Genomic DNA, 18,083 nt, shown 5'->3' with positions numbered 1-18,083 from the left:
TACGTCGTCAGTCGGTAGCTGGTGAGCGTGCATCTCCGGTGGCGAGGCGATCGGCGAGCGATGCGATGTCGGCGCGCAGGCGCTCCGGGCCGCCGGGGGTCCAGCCGAGAGATCGTAGGCGCGTCGTGTCCATCCGGGCGAAGCCGGAGGGGTCGGCCGGGTCGGGCAACGGGTGGATGCAGGTCGTCGCCTGCTGGAGTTCCGAAAGGATCTCGTGGCGGCTCGTCAGCAGGTCCGAGGCGTTGAACGCGCGGCCTGCGACGAGGGCGGCGTCGGCGGTCAGCAGCAGCAGAATGGCGGCGGCGAGGTCGTCGCCATGGATTTCGGTCCCCACGCGATCCGCGATCGGCCGGCCGGAGAGGTAGTCGCGCGCGAGATTTTCCCATTTGTGTGGCAGGCCGGGCAACAGGCCGTAGACGCCCGTGGCGCGGACGCTTGCCGTCACGAAATCCTCTCCGTCCATTGTGGCCAGTGCCTGCTCCGTCTCCCATTTGACGCGGCCGTAGAGGCTTTCGGGCGCCGGCTCACTCTCCTCCGTCAGCAGCTCGCCGTCCGGCGGGCGGCCATAGACGGCGCGGCTCGACAGGAAGACGCAGCGCCGCACCCCCGCTTTGCGCGCGGCCGCAAACAGAGCAAGCGAGCCCTCGAGATTGGCACGCCGGAACCCCTCGGGGTCGTCGCCTTCGCCGCCACGATATCTTCCGGGCACATGCTGGAACGCGGCGTGGACGAAGGCGTCGATCCCGCCGAAATCCGGCGCCGCCGCCGCGGGGTCGAGCGACAGCGGAACGGTCTCGACCTGTCGCGAGAAGGTGGCGCGCGAAAAGGTAGGCCGCGAGAATGAGGGCTGTAAGACGGGCGGGGCGCTCGTCCCGGCTCGGACGCCCGCCACCACCTCATGGCCGTGGGCCAAAAAATGCTCCACCACGAAGCGGCCGACGATCCCGCTTGCGCCCGAGACCAGCACCCGCATCAGCCTGCCTTCGTGTCCCGGTCGGAAAGATCCGGACCGGGAAGGCTTGCGATGTCGGGAATGTCGGTGCCGTCATGGAAGGCCTGCCAGAGGTCGATCAGCGGTCGCAGCGCCTCGGCCTTCGGATGATCCGCCTCCCACGGCTTTTCATACTGATAGTGCAGCACGCCGATGGACGGCCAGTCCCAGAGCGCGGGCAGCGCGAACCAGACATATTGCAGCATGTTCATCGTCACCGGCAGGCCGTGCCAGTCGGGAAAGAAGGCCTGGAGAAAACTCTGGTCGGTGCGCGGCCAGAAGGCGTCGGGCCCGTCCAGCCGCTGCAGCATGGCTTGAAACGTCTCCTCCGATGGCGTGGCCACGAAGACGCCGGAGTTCATCCGGTGGAAATCGGCCAGGCTCTCATAGACGTTCGGCGCGGCGCAGAATTCGGGATAGGCAAACAGCCGGTCGATGTTTCGCAGCACCAGCGCATCTGCGTCGATGAAGACGCAGCGCTCGTAGTCCGTCAGCTGCCAGAGGCGCAGCTTGCAGAAATTGTCGAGCGGCGAATGAAAGGCCGGCTTGCGCCCCTTGGTGAAGGGTGCCGCGGCATGGACGTTGCGCCGCGCGTGCCGCTCGTCGAAGGCGTCCGACAGCGGCAGAAGCCCGGTTTCGACCAGCCGCACATCGAAGGCGGCAAGCGCTGCCAGCCTCTCGGCCGAGACCGCCTGTGTGTGCAGCACCACGATGTCGGCGCGCGTGCCGGTGCGGCGGATCGAGCGGCACAGCGCCTTGGCGCCCATGGCGTAGTCCGCATTGGTCACCAGCGTGACATAGGCGTGGGCAGTCCCCCCGCTCATGAGACGGATTTCAGCCGGCGCCCTTCCGGATCGTGGACGATCTTGGCGGCGATGTCCTTCGTCCAGGCGGAAACGGCGGGCACGCGGCTGCGATCGACCCGGTAGGCGTGTTTTTTCGCGACATCGACGATCTCCGACAGAAGCCCGTCCTTCAGCCGGGTCGGGGCGAGGCCGAGATCGAGGAACTTGTCGTTCCTGACGATCAGCTCGTTCTCCGGCGCTTCCTTGCGCGGGTTCGGCAGCCAGGCGATCTCGGCGCCGGTGATGTCGCAGATCATCCGGGCGAGGTCGCGCACCCGGTGCGTCTCGGTCATCTGGTTGAAGATCTCGACGCGCGATCCGCGCTGGGGCGGGTTCCTCAGCGCCAGCTCGATGCAGCGAACCGAGTCCTGGATGTGGATGAAGGCGCGGGTCTGGCCGCCGGTGCCATGCACGGTCAGGGGATAGCCGATGGCGGCCTGGATGAGGAAGCGGTTCAGCACCGTGCCATAGTCGCCGTCATAGTCGAAGCGGTTGACCAGCTGCTCGTGGCGGCGGGTCTCCTGCGTGTGCGTGCCCCAGACGATGCCCTGGTGCAGATCGGTGATCCGCAGGGCGTCGTTCTTGGCGTAGAACTGGAACAGCAGCTGATCGAGGCACTTGGTCATGTGGTAGATCGAGCCGGGGTTCGCCGGGTAAAGAATTTCCTGGCTTACCGTTTCGCCGCTCTCGGTGGTGATGCCGACCGGCAGATAGCCTTCGGGGATCGCGGCGCCGACGGTCGAATAGCCGTAGACGCCCATCGTGCCCAGATGCACCAGATGCGCGTCGAGGTTCAGTTCCACCAGCGCATTCAGAAGGTTGTGCGTCGCCGACACGTTGTTGTTGACGGTGTAGTTCTTGTGCCGGTCGCTCTTCATCGAATAGGGCGCCGCGCGCTGTTCGGCGAAGTGGATGACGGCGTCCGGACGGTGCTCGGCCAGCCAGTTCTTCAGAAGCTCGTAGTCGCGGCCAAGGTCGATCAGGTTGAAATGGATGCGGCGCCCGGTCTCGGCATGCCAGATGCGCGTGCGCTCCTGGATCGAGTCCATCGGGGTGAGGGACTGCACGCCGAGCTCGGTGTCGATCCAGCGGCGCGAGAGATTGTCGAGAATGTGGATGTCATGGCCCGCCTGCGACAGGTGCAGGGCTGTCGGCCAGCCAATGAAACCGTCGCCGCCCATCACTGCAATCTTCATGACGTCGCCTCCTGGAGAGTTTGGTGTCCCGGTTCGCCCGGCCGCCCGCAACCCGCCTCTCGAACGGATTTTGCGTCTCTCCCGCTGTAATTAGAAATTATGACAGTTGTTCAATGCTTGTCGCGATGGCGTCTTTGCGCCACAACGGCCAAACGGAGACGATAACGGCAGCAAGAGGGAACGGCACGGTGGATTTCTCGATTGCGGGTAGGCTGACGGAAGACGGGCATTCGCTCCGCCAGCGGGTCTATTACGAAGACACGGATTTTTCCGGTCTGGTCTATCACGCCCGCTACCTGCATTTCCTCGAGCGCGGCCGCACCGATTATCTGCGCTGCCTCGGCGTCGAGCAGCGGGCGCTGCTGACGGCGGACGCGGAAGGCCTCGTCTTCGTCGTCCACCGCATGGAGATCGACTTCCGCCTGCCGGCCCGCATGGACGACATTCTGGAGATCCGGACCGTGACGGAGAAGGCGGGCGGCGCCAAGATGGTGCTCGTGCAGCAGATCCTCTGCGACGGGCGCCTGTTGATGGACGCCAAGGTCATCATCGCCGTCATCAACGCCGCCGGCCGTCCGCGCCGCCTGCCGGACGCGCTGGCCCGAAAATTCCTCGCCTGAGGCGGTCCTCGCTTGAGGTCGGCCCCGCACCGTCCGTCCTCCTCCCGTCAACGCTAACCGAAGGTTCACGTGCCGATGCTAGGGCATGTCCAGCCGCAGCGGGATCGCTCCGCACACGGGGGAGGGCGATGAGGGGATGTCGATGAAGATAGCCGTCAATGCCAGGGTCACGCAATTCGCCATGGGCGGACAGCAGCGCGTCGCCGCCGAAATCGCGTCCCGCCTCGGGCCCATGACCGAACTCGTGCCGGATCGCCCGCTCGGCGGCATGAAGGCGCATGCCTGGGAGCAAGTCGTGCTGCCGGTGCGCGCCCGCGGCCATCTCCTCTGGTCGCCCTCGGCCACCGGGCCGGTGTCGAAGGCGCGCCAGGTCGTCACGCTCCACGATGTCGCCTTTCTGGATGTGCCCGAATTCTTCTCCCGCGCGTTCACCGCGTTCTACAAGGCGCTGCTGCCGGTGCTGGTCAGGCGCGTCGATCGCGTCGTCACGGTCTCGGCCTTCTCCCGCGCGCGGATCGCGGCGACCCTCGGCATCGACGAGAGCCGCATCGACATCATCCCGAACGGCGTCAGCCGCCATTTCCGCCCGCACGCGCCGCACGAGATCGCCGCCACCCACGCCGCACTCGACCTGCCGGCGCGCTACCTGCTGCTGCAGGCCACCTCCGACCGGCGCAAGAACCTGGCCGCGACGCTGCGGGCCTGGGCCATCGCGCAGGCGGCGCTGCCCGACGATATCACGCTCGTCGTCTCGGGAAATCTCGGCCGGGCGCATGTCTTCGGCGATGTCGAGGCCCTTCCCGATGTGCCGCGCACGCGGCTGATCGGCTATGTCGCGGAGGCGCATATGGGGCCGCTGATGGCGGGGGCGGAGGCCTTTCTGTTTCCCTCGCTCTATGAAGGCTTCGGCCTGCCGATCGTCGAGGCGATGGCCTGCAACACGCCGGTGCTGACCGCCGCGGCCACCGCCACGGACGAGATCGCAGGCGGCGCGGCGCTGCTGGTCGATCCCGCGTCCGATGCGGCGATCGCCGAGGGCATCGTCGCGTTGATGCGGGACGAGGGCCTGCGGACCCGGCTTGCGGCGGACGGGCTGAGGCGCGCCCGGGATTTCTCCTGGGACGTCGCCGCCGAGCAGTATCGGACGCTGTTCCGCACGCTCGGCGCGGATATCTGACGATCCGGCCGCCTCTTCCGCCCGGGGGCAGACCCCCGGTAACACTCCCTTAACCATAATGATGTCTTATCGACCCACGGGATTTTGTGCACTGCACGTCATCCTTTGACCAAGATTACGCGGGAAAGGTTTGCCCGAAGCTTGGATTGCACGTGTGCGATCGGCGGCGGGCTGCCGGGGCGAACTTGAAAACAATGACGTTTGAGCGACCTGGCGTCGAGCATGTGATGGCTCTTGCCGGGCGTCCGGATTCGGGGATTTGAAAGCATGGAACAGGCTGGATTGGCCGCTGTGACCACGGACGTGACCTTGTGGTCTCTTTTCATGGAGGCCGGCTTCGTCGTGAAGCTGGTCATGCTCGGGCTCATGGCCGCCTCGGTCTGGACCTGGGCGATCGTGGTCGACAAGACCATCCGCTATGCCCGCGTCCGTCGCCAGCTCGATAGTTTCGAGCAGGTGTTCTGGTCGGGCCAGTCGCTGGAAGAGCTCTATCGCACGCTGTCGGATCGCCAGACCTCCGGCATGGGGGCGATCTTCGTCTCGGCCATGCGCGAGTGGAAGAAGAGTTTCGAGCGCGGCGCGCGCTCGCCGATCGGGTTGCAGATGCGCATCGACCGGGCCATGGACGTGACGCTGTCGCGCGAGTCCGAAGCGCTCGAAGCGCGCCTCGGCTCGCTCGCCACCATCGGCTCGGCCGGTCCGTTCGTCGGCCTGTTCGGCACCGTCATTGGCATCATGACGTCGTTCCAGGCCATTGCCGGCTCGAAGTCCACCAATCTGGCCGTCGTGGCGCCGGGGATCGCCGAAGCGCTGCTCGCCACCGCCATCGGCCTTCTCGCCGCCATCCCCGCCGTCATCGCCTACAACAAGTTCACGGCGGATGCCGGCAAGATCAATTCCCGCATGGAAGGCTTTGCCGACGAGTTCTCCGCGATCCTGTCGCGTCAGATCGACGAAAAGCTGCAGCCGCGCCAGGCGGCTCAATAAGACCGGACGGAGACCGCGACGATGGGTATGGCAGTGGGCGGATCCAAGGGCTCGGGCGGCAGACGCCGCGGGCGTGGACGCGGCGGCAAGGCCGTCATGAGCGAAATCAACGTGACGCCCTTCGTGGACGTCATGCTGGTGCTGCTCATCATCTTCATGGTGGCCGCACCGATGATGACCGTCGGCGTGCCGATCGACCTGCCGGAAACCCAGGCCAAGGCGCTGAACTCCGATACGCAACCGATCACGATCTCGGTCAATCCGGCCGGCGAGATCTTCCTGCAGGAAAGCCCCATCACCCTCGAAGAGGTCGTGCCGAAGCTCGAGGCCATCGCCAAGACCGGCTACGAGGAGCGCATCTATGTGCGCGGCGATACCAATGCGGACTATGGAACGGTCATGAAGGTCATGGCGCGCATCTCCTCGGCCGGCTTCAAGAACCTGGGTCTCGTGACCCTCCAGGAAACGGACAAGTGAGCCTTTGACATGAAGGGCAGCATCGCCACCTCCGCTGTGCTTCACGGACTGGTGCTCACCTGGGCGCTGGTGTCGCTCGGCAGTCCGAAGCCTCTCGAGGTTGCGGCGGTCGAGTCCGTGCCCGTCGAAATCATCAGCGAGATGAGCCAGATCCAGCAGGGCGACCTCAAGGCGCCGATGGCCGAGAAGTCTGCGCCCAAGCCCTCGCAAAAGCCCCAGACCAAGCCCGAGGCCGAGAATGTCGGCGACAACGACGTCGACATGAAGACGCCGCCGAAGCCGGTGTCCAAGCCGGTCGAAAACCAGGCCTCCGCCGCCCCGCCGAAGTCGGAGGACGCGCCGCCGTCGCCGGACCCGGTGAAGGAAGAGGTCAAGCCGTCCGAAAAGCCGCCGGCCGAACCGGCCACCGAGGTCGCCGCCCTTCCCGAACCCAAGGAAGAGGTGAAGCCGGACCCCAAGCCCGATCCGAAGCCGCAGCCCGAGGCGAAGGCCGAGCCGACGCCCGAGCCGACACCGACGCCGGCCGAGCAGACGCCCGCCGAAAGCCCGGATGCCGCCGCCCTGCCGGAAAACGTGCCGGCCCCGACCGCACGCCCGAAGGTGGAGCAGACCGCCGCGGCCCAGACCGCCAAGACGCCCGACCGCAAGACGGATGCGGCGCCGAAGGAACAGAAGAAGACGTCGTCCCAGAAGGAAAGCGACTTCAACGCCGACGAGGTGGCAGCCCTCCTCAATAAGACGGAATCGTCGGGTGGCGGCGCCAAGCGCTCGCAGGACAAGGCAGCGCTCGGCGGCAAGAAGACGACGACCGGCAACACGCTGTCGCTGAGCGAGATGGATGCGCTGAAGGGCGCGATCCAGAAGAACTGGTCGATCATCCCCGGCATGGCGGATCTCGAGGGCATGGTGATCACCGTCACCATCCAGCTCGATCCCCAGGGCGAGATCGTCGGCCAGCCCGAGGTCGAAGCGACGGGGGGCACGCCCACCTCGCAGCGCGCCATGATCGGCAGCGCCACGCGCGCCGTGCGCCGCTCCGCACCGTTCAAGCTGCCGGCCGACAAATACGACTCCTGGCAGGAGGTCGTCATCCACTTCGATCCGTCGGACATGCTGCTGTGACCGCCGGCTCTGCGAACACCAACGACATCACACCGGCCATCGCTTCGCGGGATGGCCGTCATCATACCGAATGGACTGCTGAGAGGCTCCGTAATCATGCTTAGACGCACCTTTTTCCGGCTCTTCGTCGCGTTGACGGGTCTGGTCGCTGTTGCGACCGGCCCGGCGCATGCGCGCGTCGAGATCAACATCAACCGGGGCAATGTCGAGCCGCTGCCGATCGCCATCACCGACTTCCTGCAAGGGGAGATGGGGCAGAAGATCTCGGACGTCGTGGCGGCCGACCTGAAACGGTCGGGCCTGTTCGCGCCGGTCGATCGCAAGGCCTTCATCGAGAAGATCACCAATCCGGATGCGCCGCCGCGCTTTGAAGACTGGCGCGTGCTCAACGTGCAGGCGCTCGTCACCGGCCGCGTGACGCAGGAGGGCGATGGCCGCCTGAAGGCCCAGTTCCGCCTGTGGGATGCCACCGCGCAGAACCAGATCACCGGCCAGCAATATTTCACCCAGCCGGAAAACTGGCGCCGTCTCGCCCACATCATCGCGGACGCGATCTACAAGGAAATCACCGGCGAAGAGGGCTATTTCGATACCCGCGTCGTCTATGTCGCCGAAAGCGGCCCGAAGACGGCCCGCAAGCGCCAGCTCGCCATCATGGACCAGGACGGCGCCAATGCGCGCGCCATCACCAATTCCAACGACATCGTGCTGACGCCGCGCTTCTCGCCGAGCCGCCAGGAAATCACCTATATGTCGTTCGAGGGCCAGGAGCCGCGGGTCTACCTGCTGCAGCTGGAAACCGGACAGCGCGAGGTGGTCGGCAACTTCCCCGGCATGACCTTCGCGCCGCGCTTCTCGCCGGATGGCCAGCGCGTCATCATGAGCCTCCAGCAGGAGGGCAATGCCAATATCTACACCATGGACCTGCGCTCGCGCACGACGACGCGCCTGACCTCGACGCCGGCCATCGATACCTCGCCGTCCTATTCGCCGGACGGCGCGCGCATCGTGTTCGAAAGCGACCGCGGTGGCCGCCAGCAGCTCTACGTCATGGGGGCGGACGGCTCCGGCCAGACGCGCATCTCGTTCGGCGACGGCTCCTATTCGACGCCGGTCTGGTCGCCCCGCGGCGACCTCATCGCCTTCACCAAGCAGTCGGGCGGCAAGTTCTCGATCGGCGTGATGAAGCCGGACGGCTCGGGCGAGCGCATCCTGACCTCGGGCTTCCACAATGAAGGCCCGACCTGGGCGCCGAACGGCCGCGTGCTGATGTTCTTCCGCCAGGATGCCGGTGCCGGCGGTCCGCAGCTCTATTCCATCGACCTCACGGGCTATAACGAGCAGCGCGTCGCCACGCAGGGCTTTGCTTCCGACCCGGCCTGGTCGCCGCTTCTCGAATAGCCAGATCTCGCGATTGCGGTGGGAAATGTGGCCAAATGCCGCTTTCCCGCCGCAAAAGACGGATTACGACCCACGCGATGGTCGCGTGTTGAGAGAGTTTTAACCATCTCCGTTGCATGAAGGTTAACCGCTTCCGGTTACAGTTCGGCAACCCTAAACTTCACTTATTCCCGACCTTCGCTTACCAAGGAGACCGGCTCATGAGCCGCATTCACGTCCCGGCCACAGGCCGTCTTCAGTCCCTCGCACGCAATCCCGTCGCGATCGCCCTGTTCCTGTCGCTGGCCATTACAGGCTGCGCCTCCAAGAAGAACAACATGCCGAACGATGCCGCCGGCCTCGGCCTCGGCGCCGGCGGTTCGGCAACGCCGGGCTCCCAGCAGGACTTCACGGTCAATGTCGGCGACCGCATCTTCTTCGACACGGACTCGTCGTCCATCCGCGCCGATGCCCAGGCGACCCTGTCGCGCCAGGCACAGTGGCTGGCCAAGTATCCGAACTACCAGATCACCGTCGAAGGCCATGCCGACGAACGCGGCACGCGCGAATACAACCTGGCGCTCGGCGCCCGCCGCGCCGCCGCCGCCAAGGAGTTCCTCTCGGGCCAGGGCGTTCCGGCCGGCCGCATGCGCACCATCTCCTACGGCAAGGAAAAGCCGGTCGCCGTTTGCGACGACATTTCCTGCTGGTCGCAGAACCGCCGCTCGGTCACCGTTCTCGGCGGCGGCAACATGTAAGTCTCGAACGACCGGTTTCGGCGGGCACACGGCTCGCCGGTCCCGCGCGTCGACAAGAGCTTTTGGTTGGGGGAGGCGGTCCGCAAGGGCCGCCTTTCTTTTTCGTCACACTTTGACCGAACTCCGTTGCTTTTTGCAGGCAATTGGAAAACTGTGCGGCGGTTGCAGTGCGGTAGAGGCGGGCTTCCTTCGCCTCGGCCTGCGACATGATCGGTATCGAACGGGACACATGACATGAAGAACATTGTCGTGGCAGCCATGATCGGTCTTGGCGCCTTCGGGTCGCTGAGCCAGCCCGTGACTGCCATGCCGCTTTCCGGCTGGTTGGACAAGACGTTCCACCGCAACGACACGAAGCCCGCGCAACAGGCGCCGCTGTTTTCTGCGCAACAAGCGCCAGTGCTGAAGGTACAGGCCAGCGAGGCCGGGCGCATCGGGCAACTCGAGGAAACGATCCGCTCCCTCAACGGGCGTATCGAGGAAATGAGCTTCCAGCTCCTGCAGATGCAGGAGCAGATCCGGAAGTTCCAGGAAGACAACGAATTGCGCTTTCAGGATCTCGAAGGCGGCAAGCCTGCGGCTCCGCGCAAGAGCGGGGCGCTCGAAACGCCGCGCACCTCCAACGAGGCCATGGCGACCACCGGTCGCACGGCACCGTCGGCAACCGTTACCGATCCCGGCGCAAGCACGGGATCGGAGACGGCCGCCCGCGGCGTGCCGGGCGTTGCCCCGGGCGCGGGCGCCGGCTCTCAGGGCAGCCTGCCGACGACGCTCGGCCAGATCATCCTCGACGATGCCGGCAACCCGATCGGCACCAATGCGGAAAACCTGCCGGATCCCGGCGCTAATCCGGGTGCCGGGCCCGGCACCGACATCGGCTCGGTCGCTTCCACCGATCCGAACACGCGCGCCGCGCCCGGCCTCAATTCGACGCCCGAGACCGAGCAGCAGACCGCGAGCCTCGACAATCCCGGCGATCTTTACCAGTCGGCCTATGGCCATGTGCTCTCCGGCGACTACAGCCAGGCCGAAAACGAGTTCCGCGACTATCTCGAAGCCTTCCCCAAGGGCGAGAAGGCGGCCGATGCCAGCTTCTGGATGGGCGAGGCCCAATATTCCCAGGGCAAGTTCAACGACAGCGCCAAGACGTTCCTTAATGCGCATCAGGCCTTTTCCAAGTCGCCCAAGGCGCCGGAAATGCTCCTGAAGCTCGGCATGTCGCTGGCCGCGCTCGACAACAAGGAAACCGCCTGCGCGACGCTGCGCGAAGTCGGCAAGCGCTATCCCAAGGCCTCGCCTGCGGTGAAGGCTAAGGTCACGAGCGAGCAGAGCCGCCTGTCCTGCTGATGCGGCCGCCCGCGCCGGCCGATGCCGATGCCGAGACGACCGGGCCCGAGCGCCCGACGCTTGCGCCCCCCCAGCCCAGCATCGGCCAGCCCAGCATCGGCCAGTCCAGCATCGACCAGCCCCGCATCGACCAGCCCATTGCCGCGGCCCATCATTTCCTCACGCGCCTGCACCCATCGTCCACCATCCTCGTCGCCGTCTCCGGCGGCAGCGATTCGATCGGCCTGCTCCTCGCCCTTCATCACGCGCTGGAGACGTCCGGCGCGCCCCATCGCCTCGTCGCCTGCACCATTGATCACGCCCTGCGCCCCGGGTCCGCGGCCGAGGCTGCGGCCGTCGCCCGGCGCTGCCAGGGGCTCGGCATCCCCCACCATGTCGCCCGCTGGTCGCATTCAGGCGTCACCTCCGGCCTGCAGGCGGAAGCGCGTCTCGCCCGCTACCGCCTCCTCTGCGCAGCGGCCGAGACCTTCGGGGCCGATCTCGTCGTCACCGGCCATTCCGCCGACGACCAGGCGGAGACCATCGCCATGCGCGCCGCCCGGAGCCGGCAGGGCGGGGTGGATCGCGACCGTTTCCCCATCGGCCTGCCTCCCATAGGCCTGGCCGGCATGGCGGACGCCGTTCTCTTCGGCCGCCGGCTCTGGATCTGCCGCCCGTTTCTTGGCATTCGCCGGCAGGCCGTGCGGGAGATGCTGACATCGCGCGGGGAGGGCTGGATCGACGATCCGAGCAATGACGATCCCCGTTTCGAGCGCGTCCGCATCCGCAAGGCCGGACCCCAGCCCTCGGCGGCGAGAGCCGAAACCGCCCCGCCGGACGCCGCAGCCGGGCGCCTCCGCTCCGCAGCCGTCCTGTCGGACCGTCTCACACGCAATGTCCGCATCCATGAGGCGGTGGCCGCCGAGATCGCGCTTGCCGATCTCGACCTTGCCGATGTCGGTTGGCAGCGTCTGCTCGCGCTTCTCGCCGCCACGCTCGCCGGAAAGCCGCATCCGATCGGACAGGAGACCGCCGCCCGCCTGGTCTCGTCTCTTGGCGATCCCGCGGCCACCGCCGCCACCGCCGGCAGCTGCGTGTTCGAGCGGCGCGGCGGGCGCCTGTTCGTCTATCGCGAGCGCCGCAATCTCCCGCCACCCTTAATCGTCGCGCCCGGCCAGTCCCTCGTCTGGGACGGCCGATTCACGGTCGAGAATACAGGCGCAGTCCCGCTCACGGTAAAGGCCGGCGGAGATCCCGCCCTGACGGCAAGGCTCACCTCCCGAGACATCCCCGCCGGCATCGCCGGCCGCGTCGGTCGAGCCTCTCCCCAGATGCTCTCCCCGGATGGCACCCCCGCCGGAAACGAGGCCTTTTGCCTCAGCCCGGTAATCGCGCCCTACGACACCTTTTTGCCGCGTTTCGACCTGATGATCGCGCAAAGCATGGCCGCAAAGTTCGGCCGCGCGCCCTATCCGGCCTGTCCGGTTGACGATATCGCGATGAAATGATCAGCCAAAAGGCGGATTGCCTTGGCAAGGCCTCTCGCGAACCCTATGTTAGCGAAGAAATATGAGCCCCGGTCGCGGGGCCAGCACCGGTTCCGGGGAGTTCGATGAACCCTAATTTTCGTAATCTTGCCCTCTGGGCCATTATCGCTCTGTTGCTGATTGCGCTGTTCAGCATGTTTCAGCAGCCGTCCGAGCGAAGCGGCTCGCGGGAAGTTCCTTTCTCGCAGTTCCTGAAGGATGTCGATGGCAGCCGCGTCAAGGACGTTGTCATCACCGGCAACAAGGTGCTGGGCACCTATAACGAGAGCGGCGCGACCTTCCAGACCTATGCCCCCTCCGTGGATACGGCGCTGACCGAGCGGCTCGAAGCCAAGAACGTGACGGTCACCGTCCGTCCGGAAACGGATGGGTCGAACGGCTTCCTGAGCTTCATCGGCACGCTGCTCCCCATGCTGCTGATCCTCGGCGTCTGGCTGTTCTTCATGCGGCAGATGCAGGGTGGCTCGCGCGGCGCCATGGGCTTCGGCAAGTCCAAGGCGAAGCTTCTCACCGAAGCGCATGGCCGCATCACCTTCGATGACGTCGCCGGCGTGGACGAAGCCAAGCAGGATCTCGAGGAAATCGTCGAATTCCTGCGCGATCCGCAAAAATTCCAGCGCCTCGGCGGTCGCATTCCGCGCGGCGTTCTGCTCGTCGGCCCTCCGGGCACCGGCAAGACGCTGCTCGCCCGCTCGGTCGCCGGCGAAGCCAATGTGCCCTTCTTCACGATCTCCGGTTCGGACTTCGTCGAAATGTTCGTCGGTGTCGGCGCCAGCCGCGTCCGCGACATGTTCGAGCAGGCCAAGAAGAATGCGCCCTGCATCATCTTCATCGACGAAATCGATGCCGTCGGTCGTCACCGCGGTGCGGGTCTCGGCGGCGGCAACGACGAACGCGAGCAGACGCTGAACCAGCTGTTGGTCGAAATGGACGGCTTCGAGGCGAACGAGGGCATCATTCTCATCGCCGCGACCAACCGTCCCGACGTTCTCGATCCCGCGCTGCTGCGTCCGGGCCGCTTCGACCGTCAGGTCGTCGTTCCCAATCCGGACATCAACGGCCGCGAGCGCATCCTCAAGGTTCACGTCCGCAACGTGCCGCTCGCACCGAACGTCGATCTGAAGATTCTCGCCCGCGGTACGCCCGGCTTTTCCGGTGCGGACCTGATGAACCTCGTCAACGAATCCGCCCTGATGGCCGCCCGCCGCAACAAGCGCGTCGTCACCATGGCCGAGTTCGAGGACGCCAAGGACAAGATCATGATGGGTGCGGAACGCCGCAACTCCGCCATGACCGAGTCCGAGAAGAAGCTGACGGCCTATCACGAAGCCGGCCACGCCATCGTCGCGCTCAAGGTTCCCGCTGCCGATCCGCTGCACAAGGCCACCATCATTCCGCGCGGTCGCGCACTCGGCATGGTCATGCAGCTGCCCGAGGGCGACCGCTATTCGATGAGCTACAAGTGGATGGTTTCGCGCCTCGCCATCATGATGGGCGGCCGCGTTGCCGAGGAAATCACCTTCGGCAAGGAAAACATCACCTCCGGCGCGTCGTCCGATATCGAGCAGGCGACCAAGCTTGCCCGCGCCATGGTCACGCAGTGGGGCTTCTCCGACCAGCTCGGCCAGGTCTCCTACGGAGAAAACCAGCAGGAAGTCTTCCTCGGCCACTCCGTCTCGCAGTCGAAGAACGTGTCGGAAGCCACGGCGCAGAAGATCGACAACGAGGTGCGCCGCCTTATCGACGAGGCCTATGACGAGGCCCGCCGGATCATCACCGACATGAACTCGCAGTTCGTGGCGGTGGCGGAAGGCCTGTTGGAATACGAAACGCTGACCGGGGAAGAAATCAAGGCGCTGATCCGCGGCGACAAGCCCGCCCGCGACCTCGGCGACGACTCGCCGCCGCATCGCGGCTCGGCCGTCCCCTCGACCGGCACCAAGAAGGACGGCACCACGCCCAAGGGCGAAGCCGAAGGCGGTCTGGAGCCGCAGCCGCAATAAGGCGCGAGCCTGAACCACCCTCAGCACGACCCCCGACATCGACATCCTCCGGCGCAAGCCGGAGGATTTTTTTGTCGGGCCATCCTTTTTTTCGCGCTTTCTTTTCCCCGCCCGATTTTTCCAGCACCATACTGGCCTCGTCCCGTTATCGGATGCACCGGAAGGCGTTCCGGCGAGGCGGGGCCGGTGCCGATTGTGAGGAGATGACGCACATCCTCATCGTCGGGCTCGCGAAGAGGCCGTCCGCCCTGGGACCTTTCATAAAGGCCTGCGGTGTGGCGATGTCATACAAGAGGCGGCGATCGTTGAAACCGCGATCGTCCTGTGAAACCTGGCAAGGCGGCGGCAAGCCGCGCCGTGACTGCCGGACGCGCTCTCGGGTGAAGCCGAGGGAATCCTCTTCGAGACGGCCGGGCTGCGGGAAAAACCACCGAACGAGGCGCTGGAAGATGTCATCTTCCAACTTCTACTCCACGCGGCAGCTTCCAGCGCCTCGTCCGAACTGTTTTTCCCCACGGCGCGTCCCGCGTGCGTGGTTCTCGGCGCGTCTGCCATCCGCATTTCGGGTCAGCTTTGCGAAGGTAACGACGTGTAATCATTTCTGATGGCCCGGAGGATGCCGTTTTCTGCGTGTCTGTGGCAGAAGGACGACGACGCACCGCGCGTGCGAAGACGACAGGGGCGTCCGGCCCGGCCTCGCCTTCGGGCAGACGGCCAGCAGAAGACGGCCAGCACAAGACGGTTTGGACGATAGGATGGAGCGATCATGAAGCGCAGATATTTCGGCACCGACGGCATTCGCGGGCAGTCCAACATTTTCCCGATGACGCCGGATCTCGCCATGCGGGTCGGCATCGCCGTCGGCACCATCTTTCGGCGCGGCGCCCACCGCCACCGGGTCGTCATCGGCAAGGATACGCGGCTGTCCGGCTATATGCTGGAGAACGCCATGGTCGCCGGCTTCACCGCGGCCGGTGTCGATGCCTTCGTCCTCGGCCCCATTCCCACGCCCGCCGTCGCCATGCTGACGCGGTCGCTGCGCGCGGATATCGGCGTGATGATCTCCGCCTCGCACAATCCGTTCGAGGACAACGGCATCAAGCTGTTCGGCCCGGACGGCTACAAGCTTTCGGACGATATCGAGAGCCAGATCGAGGAACTGCTCGACCAGGACCTGTCGATGCAGCTCGCCCGCTCCAACGAGATCGGCCGCGCCAAGCGCATCGACGGCGTCCATGACCGCTATATCGAGCATGCCAAGCGCACGCTGCCCCGCGACGTCACGCTCAAGGGCCTGCGCATCGCCATCGATTGCGCCAATGGCGCCGCCTACAAGGTCGCGCCCGCCGCCCTCTGGGAGCTCGGTGCGGACGTGGTGTCGATCGGCACCGATCCGAACGGCACCAATATCAATCTCGATTGCGGCTCCACCAGCCCGGCGGCGCTGACGAAGAAGGTGCACGAGGTACGCGCCGATATCGGCATCGCGCTCGATGGCGATGCCGACCGCGTGCTGATCGTGGACGAGAAGGGCAGCATCGTCGATGGCGACCAGCTGATGGCCGTCATCGCCGATAGCTGGGCGGCCGACGGCACCCTGCGCGGTGGCGGCATCGTTGCCACCGTCATGTCCAATCTCGGGCTCGAGCGCTATCTGCAGAGCCGCAAGCTGTCGCTCCAGCGCACCAAGGTCGGCGACCGCTATGTGGTCGAACATATGCGCGAGAAGGGCTTCAACATCGGCGGCGAGCAGTCCGGCCATATCGTCCTGTCGGATTTCGGCACGACGGGCGATGGCCTCGTTGCCGCGTTGCAGGTGCTCTCCAGCGTCAAGCGGCTCGGCAAGCCCGTGAGCGAGATCTGCCACAAGTTCACCCCCGTGCCGCAGGTGCTGAAGAACGTGCGCGTCTCCGCCGGTGCGCCGCTCGAAGACAATGCCGTGCGCCAGGCGATCGCCGATGCCGAGGCCGCGCTGTCGAAGACCGGCCGCCTGCTCATCCGTCCCTCCGGCACCGAGCCTCTGATCCGCGTCATGGCGGAAGGCGACGATCGCGGCCAGGTGGAGCGCATCGTCGACGAGCTCGTCTCCGTCATCGGCTCGGCCCGACACGCCGCTTAAGCGTACCAACACGGATGATCGACGTTCGAAACCCGGCTTCGGCCGGGTTTTTTTATCTCGAAACAAGGTGAAGAATTGTGGTTAAGCGCAGCTTAACCAATCTCCGTCATGATGCCCGTCAACAGGACGGTCGGGCTGCACGATGAGGTGGGCTGACACAACATTGTAATGGAGTGAGCCATGAAGACTATCGTGCTCGGCGTTGTGGCAGCTATGCTGACCGGCACCGTCGCCTTTGCCGCCGACCTCTATCAGCCCCCGCTCGAACCCGTCGTCGAAGCAGCCCCCGTCGAGGTCAGCGAAGCCAGCGGCTGGTATCTGCGCGGCGATGTCGGCTATGCCTTCACCAAGCTGCGCGGCGCGAAATTCTACCAGGGATCGAATTCCTACGAGCGCGATTTCGACAGCTACGATCTCGACGACACCTGGACCGGCGGCATCGGCGTCGGTTACCAGATCACCAAGCACCTGCGCACGGATCTGACGCTCGATCACCTCGGCAAGACCGATTTCGAAGGCTCCACCAGCGGCAGCTGCGGCGTCGCCACGTTCTGCACCTCGCGCGACATTTCCTCGATGACCGCCTGGAGCCTGATGGCCAACGCCTATGTCGATATCGGCACCTACGGCATCTTCACCCCGTATGTCGGCGCCGGCATCGGCGGCACACAGGTGCGCTGGGACAAGCTGAAGAACACCAGCTGCGAATCCGGCAACCCCAACAATTGCGACGACACGTTCGAGCATGGCGGCAAGCGCAAGTGGCGCTTCACCTACGGCCTCATGGCCGGTACGGCGATCGACATCACCTGCAACCTGCAGGCCGACGTCGGCTATCGCTTCCGCCAGATCGTCGGCGGCGACATGTTCGGCTACAAGGCGAGCGGCGGCCCCGGCCGCGACAAGGGCATTAATGTCCACGAAGCCCGCGCCGGCCTGCGCTACAACTTCGGCGGTTGCGATCAGGCAGCCTATGTGCCGGACTATCCGGTCGAACAGCCCGTCTACAAGTAAGCATCCCCTGTCCGAAATGCCGCAAAGCCGCCTCGCAAGGGCGGCTTTCGTGCGTTTCCGGCACACGGAGCGGGTGGCCTGTTGACGCCGTCTTAACCAGCATGGCGGGCGGTGCCGTGGGTTGCTTGTGCGCTCCGCCTCGCGGGTTAGGGTCGATCCCGGATGATTCGATGAAAACTTGACGGGACGCGACGATGGAAAGACACTTCTGGCGGATCACCGGCCATAGCGGCATGGACCAGATTTTCGAGCGGATCGTGCCCGTGGACAGCCTGTCGGATGCCGCCGTGTGCCTCCTTCTCCAGTGCCTTGTGGCCCGCGAGGTCGATATCAACGCCCTGATCGACGGTCTCGGCCAGCCGGGCACTGCCGGCGCCGGCCCGCTCGATGTCCGCCGGGAGCCCGGACCGCCGGTGCACTACAGGCTTGCCGAGGCGGATGTCGTTTTCGAGGCGAGCGTCATGGCGGAGCGTCCCGCGTCCTTTGCAGATGCCCGCAACGCCGGGCTTGCCGCCTGAGAG

Annotated in this window: 16 protein-coding genes; 13 read left to right on the top strand and 3 right to left on the bottom strand. The window is 65.7% G+C overall.

All coding sequences use genetic code 11. The annotated features are described in order from the left end of the window. Positions 1-7 precede the first annotated feature (7 nt). The 3 genes from C8J36_RS14855 to C8J36_RS14845 are packed head-to-tail and all read right to left on the bottom strand — an operon-like array spanning position 8 to position 3,032. Positions 8-976: an NAD-dependent epimerase/dehydratase family protein gene (locus C8J36_RS14855; protein WP_132536008.1), complete on the bottom strand. Its 969-nt coding sequence runs from the start codon at positions 974-976 to the stop codon at positions 8-10. After that, positions 973-1,815: a glycosyltransferase gene (locus tag C8J36_RS14850; RefSeq protein ID WP_132536006.1), complete on the bottom strand. Its 843-nt coding sequence runs from the start codon at positions 1,813-1,815 to the stop codon at positions 973-975. The genes C8J36_RS14855 and C8J36_RS14850 overlap by 4 nt, the downstream gene beginning before the upstream one ends. Beyond that, entirely contained in the window at positions 1,812-3,032 is a 1,221-nt protein-coding gene (locus C8J36_RS14845) for an NAD-dependent epimerase/dehydratase family protein (protein WP_132536004.1), read from the bottom strand. Before C8J36_RS14845 ends, C8J36_RS14850 begins: the two co-directional genes overlap by 4 nt. 188 nt (positions 3,033-3,220) lie before the next feature. Here C8J36_RS14845 and ybgC point away from each other — a divergent pair, with 188 nt between their 5' ends. From ybgC to C8J36_RS14780, 13 genes are all read left to right on the top strand, one after another. Next, positions 3,221-3,652 carry a tol-pal system-associated acyl-CoA thioesterase gene (ybgC, locus tag C8J36_RS14840; RefSeq protein ID WP_062595998.1) on the top strand — a complete coding sequence of 144 codons (432 nt, stop codon included), beginning with the start codon at positions 3,221-3,223 and terminating at the stop codon, positions 3,650-3,652. 142 nt (positions 3,653-3,794) lie between these two features. Beyond that, complete coding sequence (locus tag C8J36_RS14835) at positions 3,795-4,829, top strand: glycosyltransferase family 1 protein (protein ID WP_132536002.1); 1,035 nt, start codon at positions 3,795-3,797, stop codon at positions 4,827-4,829. A 267-nt stretch (positions 4,830-5,096) separates the two neighbouring features. Next, complete coding sequence (gene tolQ, locus C8J36_RS14830; protein ID WP_062475077.1) at positions 5,097-5,816, top strand: protein TolQ; 720 nt, start codon at positions 5,097-5,099, stop codon at positions 5,814-5,816. A 21-nt stretch (positions 5,817-5,837) separates the two neighbouring features. Continuing rightward, complete coding sequence (gene tolR, locus C8J36_RS14825; RefSeq protein ID WP_062595771.1) at positions 5,838-6,293, top strand: protein TolR; 456 nt, start codon at positions 5,838-5,840, stop codon at positions 6,291-6,293. 9 nt (positions 6,294-6,302) lie between these two features. Beyond that, positions 6,303-7,415 (top strand): cell envelope integrity protein TolA, encoded by a 1,113-nt coding sequence (locus C8J36_RS14820; protein ID WP_132536000.1) that lies wholly within the window; start codon positions 6,303-6,305, stop codon positions 7,413-7,415. 96 nt (positions 7,416-7,511) lie between these two features. Next, on the top strand, positions 7,512-8,816 hold the full coding sequence (gene tolB, locus C8J36_RS14815; RefSeq protein ID WP_165915062.1) for a Tol-Pal system beta propeller repeat protein TolB: 1,305 nt from the start codon (positions 7,512-7,514) through the stop codon (positions 8,814-8,816). A gap of 200 nt (positions 8,817-9,016) precedes the next feature. Continuing rightward, positions 9,017-9,553 (top strand): peptidoglycan-associated lipoprotein Pal, encoded by a 537-nt coding sequence (pal, locus tag C8J36_RS14810; RefSeq protein WP_062595768.1) that lies wholly within the window; start codon positions 9,017-9,019, stop codon positions 9,551-9,553. 234 nt (positions 9,554-9,787) lie between these two features. Beyond that, complete coding sequence (gene ybgF / locus C8J36_RS14805; protein WP_132535996.1) at positions 9,788-10,900, top strand: tol-pal system protein YbgF; 1,113 nt, start codon at positions 9,788-9,790, stop codon at positions 10,898-10,900. Then, on the top strand, positions 10,900-12,387 hold the full coding sequence (gene tilS, locus C8J36_RS14800; protein WP_132535994.1) for a tRNA lysidine(34) synthetase TilS: 1,488 nt from the start codon (positions 10,900-10,902) through the stop codon (positions 12,385-12,387). Before ybgF ends, tilS begins: the two co-directional genes overlap by 1 nt. 104 nt (positions 12,388-12,491) lie before the next feature. Next, positions 12,492-14,429, top strand: coding sequence for an ATP-dependent zinc metalloprotease FtsH (gene ftsH / locus C8J36_RS14795; protein WP_062595766.1), 1,938 nt, complete (start codon positions 12,492-12,494; stop codon positions 14,427-14,429). Positions 14,430-15,195: 766 nt separating this feature from the next. After that, on the top strand, positions 15,196-16,548 hold the full coding sequence (glmM, locus tag C8J36_RS14790) for a phosphoglucosamine mutase (RefSeq protein ID WP_132535992.1): 1,353 nt from the start codon (positions 15,196-15,198) through the stop codon (positions 16,546-16,548). Positions 16,549-16,728: 180 nt separating this feature from the next. Beyond that, complete coding sequence (locus tag C8J36_RS14785) at positions 16,729-17,562, top strand: outer membrane protein (RefSeq protein WP_062595763.1); 834 nt, start codon at positions 16,729-16,731, stop codon at positions 17,560-17,562. Between the two features lie 194 nt (positions 17,563-17,756). Beyond that, positions 17,757-18,080, top strand: coding sequence for a hypothetical protein (locus C8J36_RS14780; protein ID WP_132535990.1), 324 nt, complete (start codon positions 17,757-17,759; stop codon positions 18,078-18,080). Positions 18,081-18,083: the final 3 nt, after the last annotated feature.

This window comes from Rhizobium sp. PP-F2F-G48, assembly GCF_004342335.1.
Taxonomy (GTDB): domain Bacteria; phylum Pseudomonadota; class Alphaproteobacteria; order Rhizobiales; family Rhizobiaceae; genus Ferranicluibacter.
The sequence above is the reverse complement of the archived record's forward strand: the minus strand, read 5'-3'. Positions and strand labels throughout refer to the sequence as shown.

Excerpts from the sequence above, each read along its gene's own strand:
- ybgF (WP_132535996.1), top strand. The coding sequence starts at position 9,788 with ATGAAGAACATTGTCGTGGCAGCCATGATCGGTCTTGGCGCCTTCGGG.
- C8J36_RS14780 (WP_132535990.1), top strand. The coding sequence starts at position 17,757 with ATGGAAAGACACTTCTGGCGGATCACCGGCCATAGCGGCATGGACCAG.
- ftsH (WP_062595766.1), top strand. The coding sequence starts at position 12,492 with ATGAACCCTAATTTTCGTAATCTTGCCCTCTGGGCCATTATCGCTCTG.
- tilS (WP_132535994.1), top strand. The coding sequence starts at position 10,900 with ATGCGGCCGCCCGCGCCGGCCGATGCCGATGCCGAGACGACCGGGCCC.
- pal (WP_062595768.1), top strand. The coding sequence starts at position 9,017 with ATGAGCCGCATTCACGTCCCGGCCACAGGCCGTCTTCAGTCCCTCGCA.
- C8J36_RS14845 (WP_132536004.1), bottom strand. The coding sequence starts at position 3,032 with ATGAAGATTGCAGTGATGGGCGGCGACGGTTTCATTGGCTGGCCGACA.
- tolQ (WP_062475077.1), top strand. The coding sequence starts at position 5,097 with ATGGAACAGGCTGGATTGGCCGCTGTGACCACGGACGTGACCTTGTGG.
- C8J36_RS14820 (WP_132536000.1), top strand. The coding sequence starts at position 6,303 with ATGAAGGGCAGCATCGCCACCTCCGCTGTGCTTCACGGACTGGTGCTC.
- C8J36_RS14785 (WP_062595763.1), top strand. The coding sequence starts at position 16,729 with ATGAAGACTATCGTGCTCGGCGTTGTGGCAGCTATGCTGACCGGCACC.
- glmM (WP_132535992.1), top strand. The coding sequence starts at position 15,196 with ATGAAGCGCAGATATTTCGGCACCGACGGCATTCGCGGGCAGTCCAAC.
- C8J36_RS14835 (WP_132536002.1), top strand. The coding sequence starts at position 3,795 with ATGAAGATAGCCGTCAATGCCAGGGTCACGCAATTCGCCATGGGCGGA.
- tolR (WP_062595771.1), top strand. The coding sequence starts at position 5,838 with ATGGGTATGGCAGTGGGCGGATCCAAGGGCTCGGGCGGCAGACGCCGC.
- C8J36_RS14850 (WP_132536006.1), bottom strand. The coding sequence starts at position 1,815 with ATGAGCGGGGGGACTGCCCACGCCTATGTCACGCTGGTGACCAATGCG.
- tolB (WP_165915062.1), top strand. The coding sequence starts at position 7,512 with ATGCTTAGACGCACCTTTTTCCGGCTCTTCGTCGCGTTGACGGGTCTG.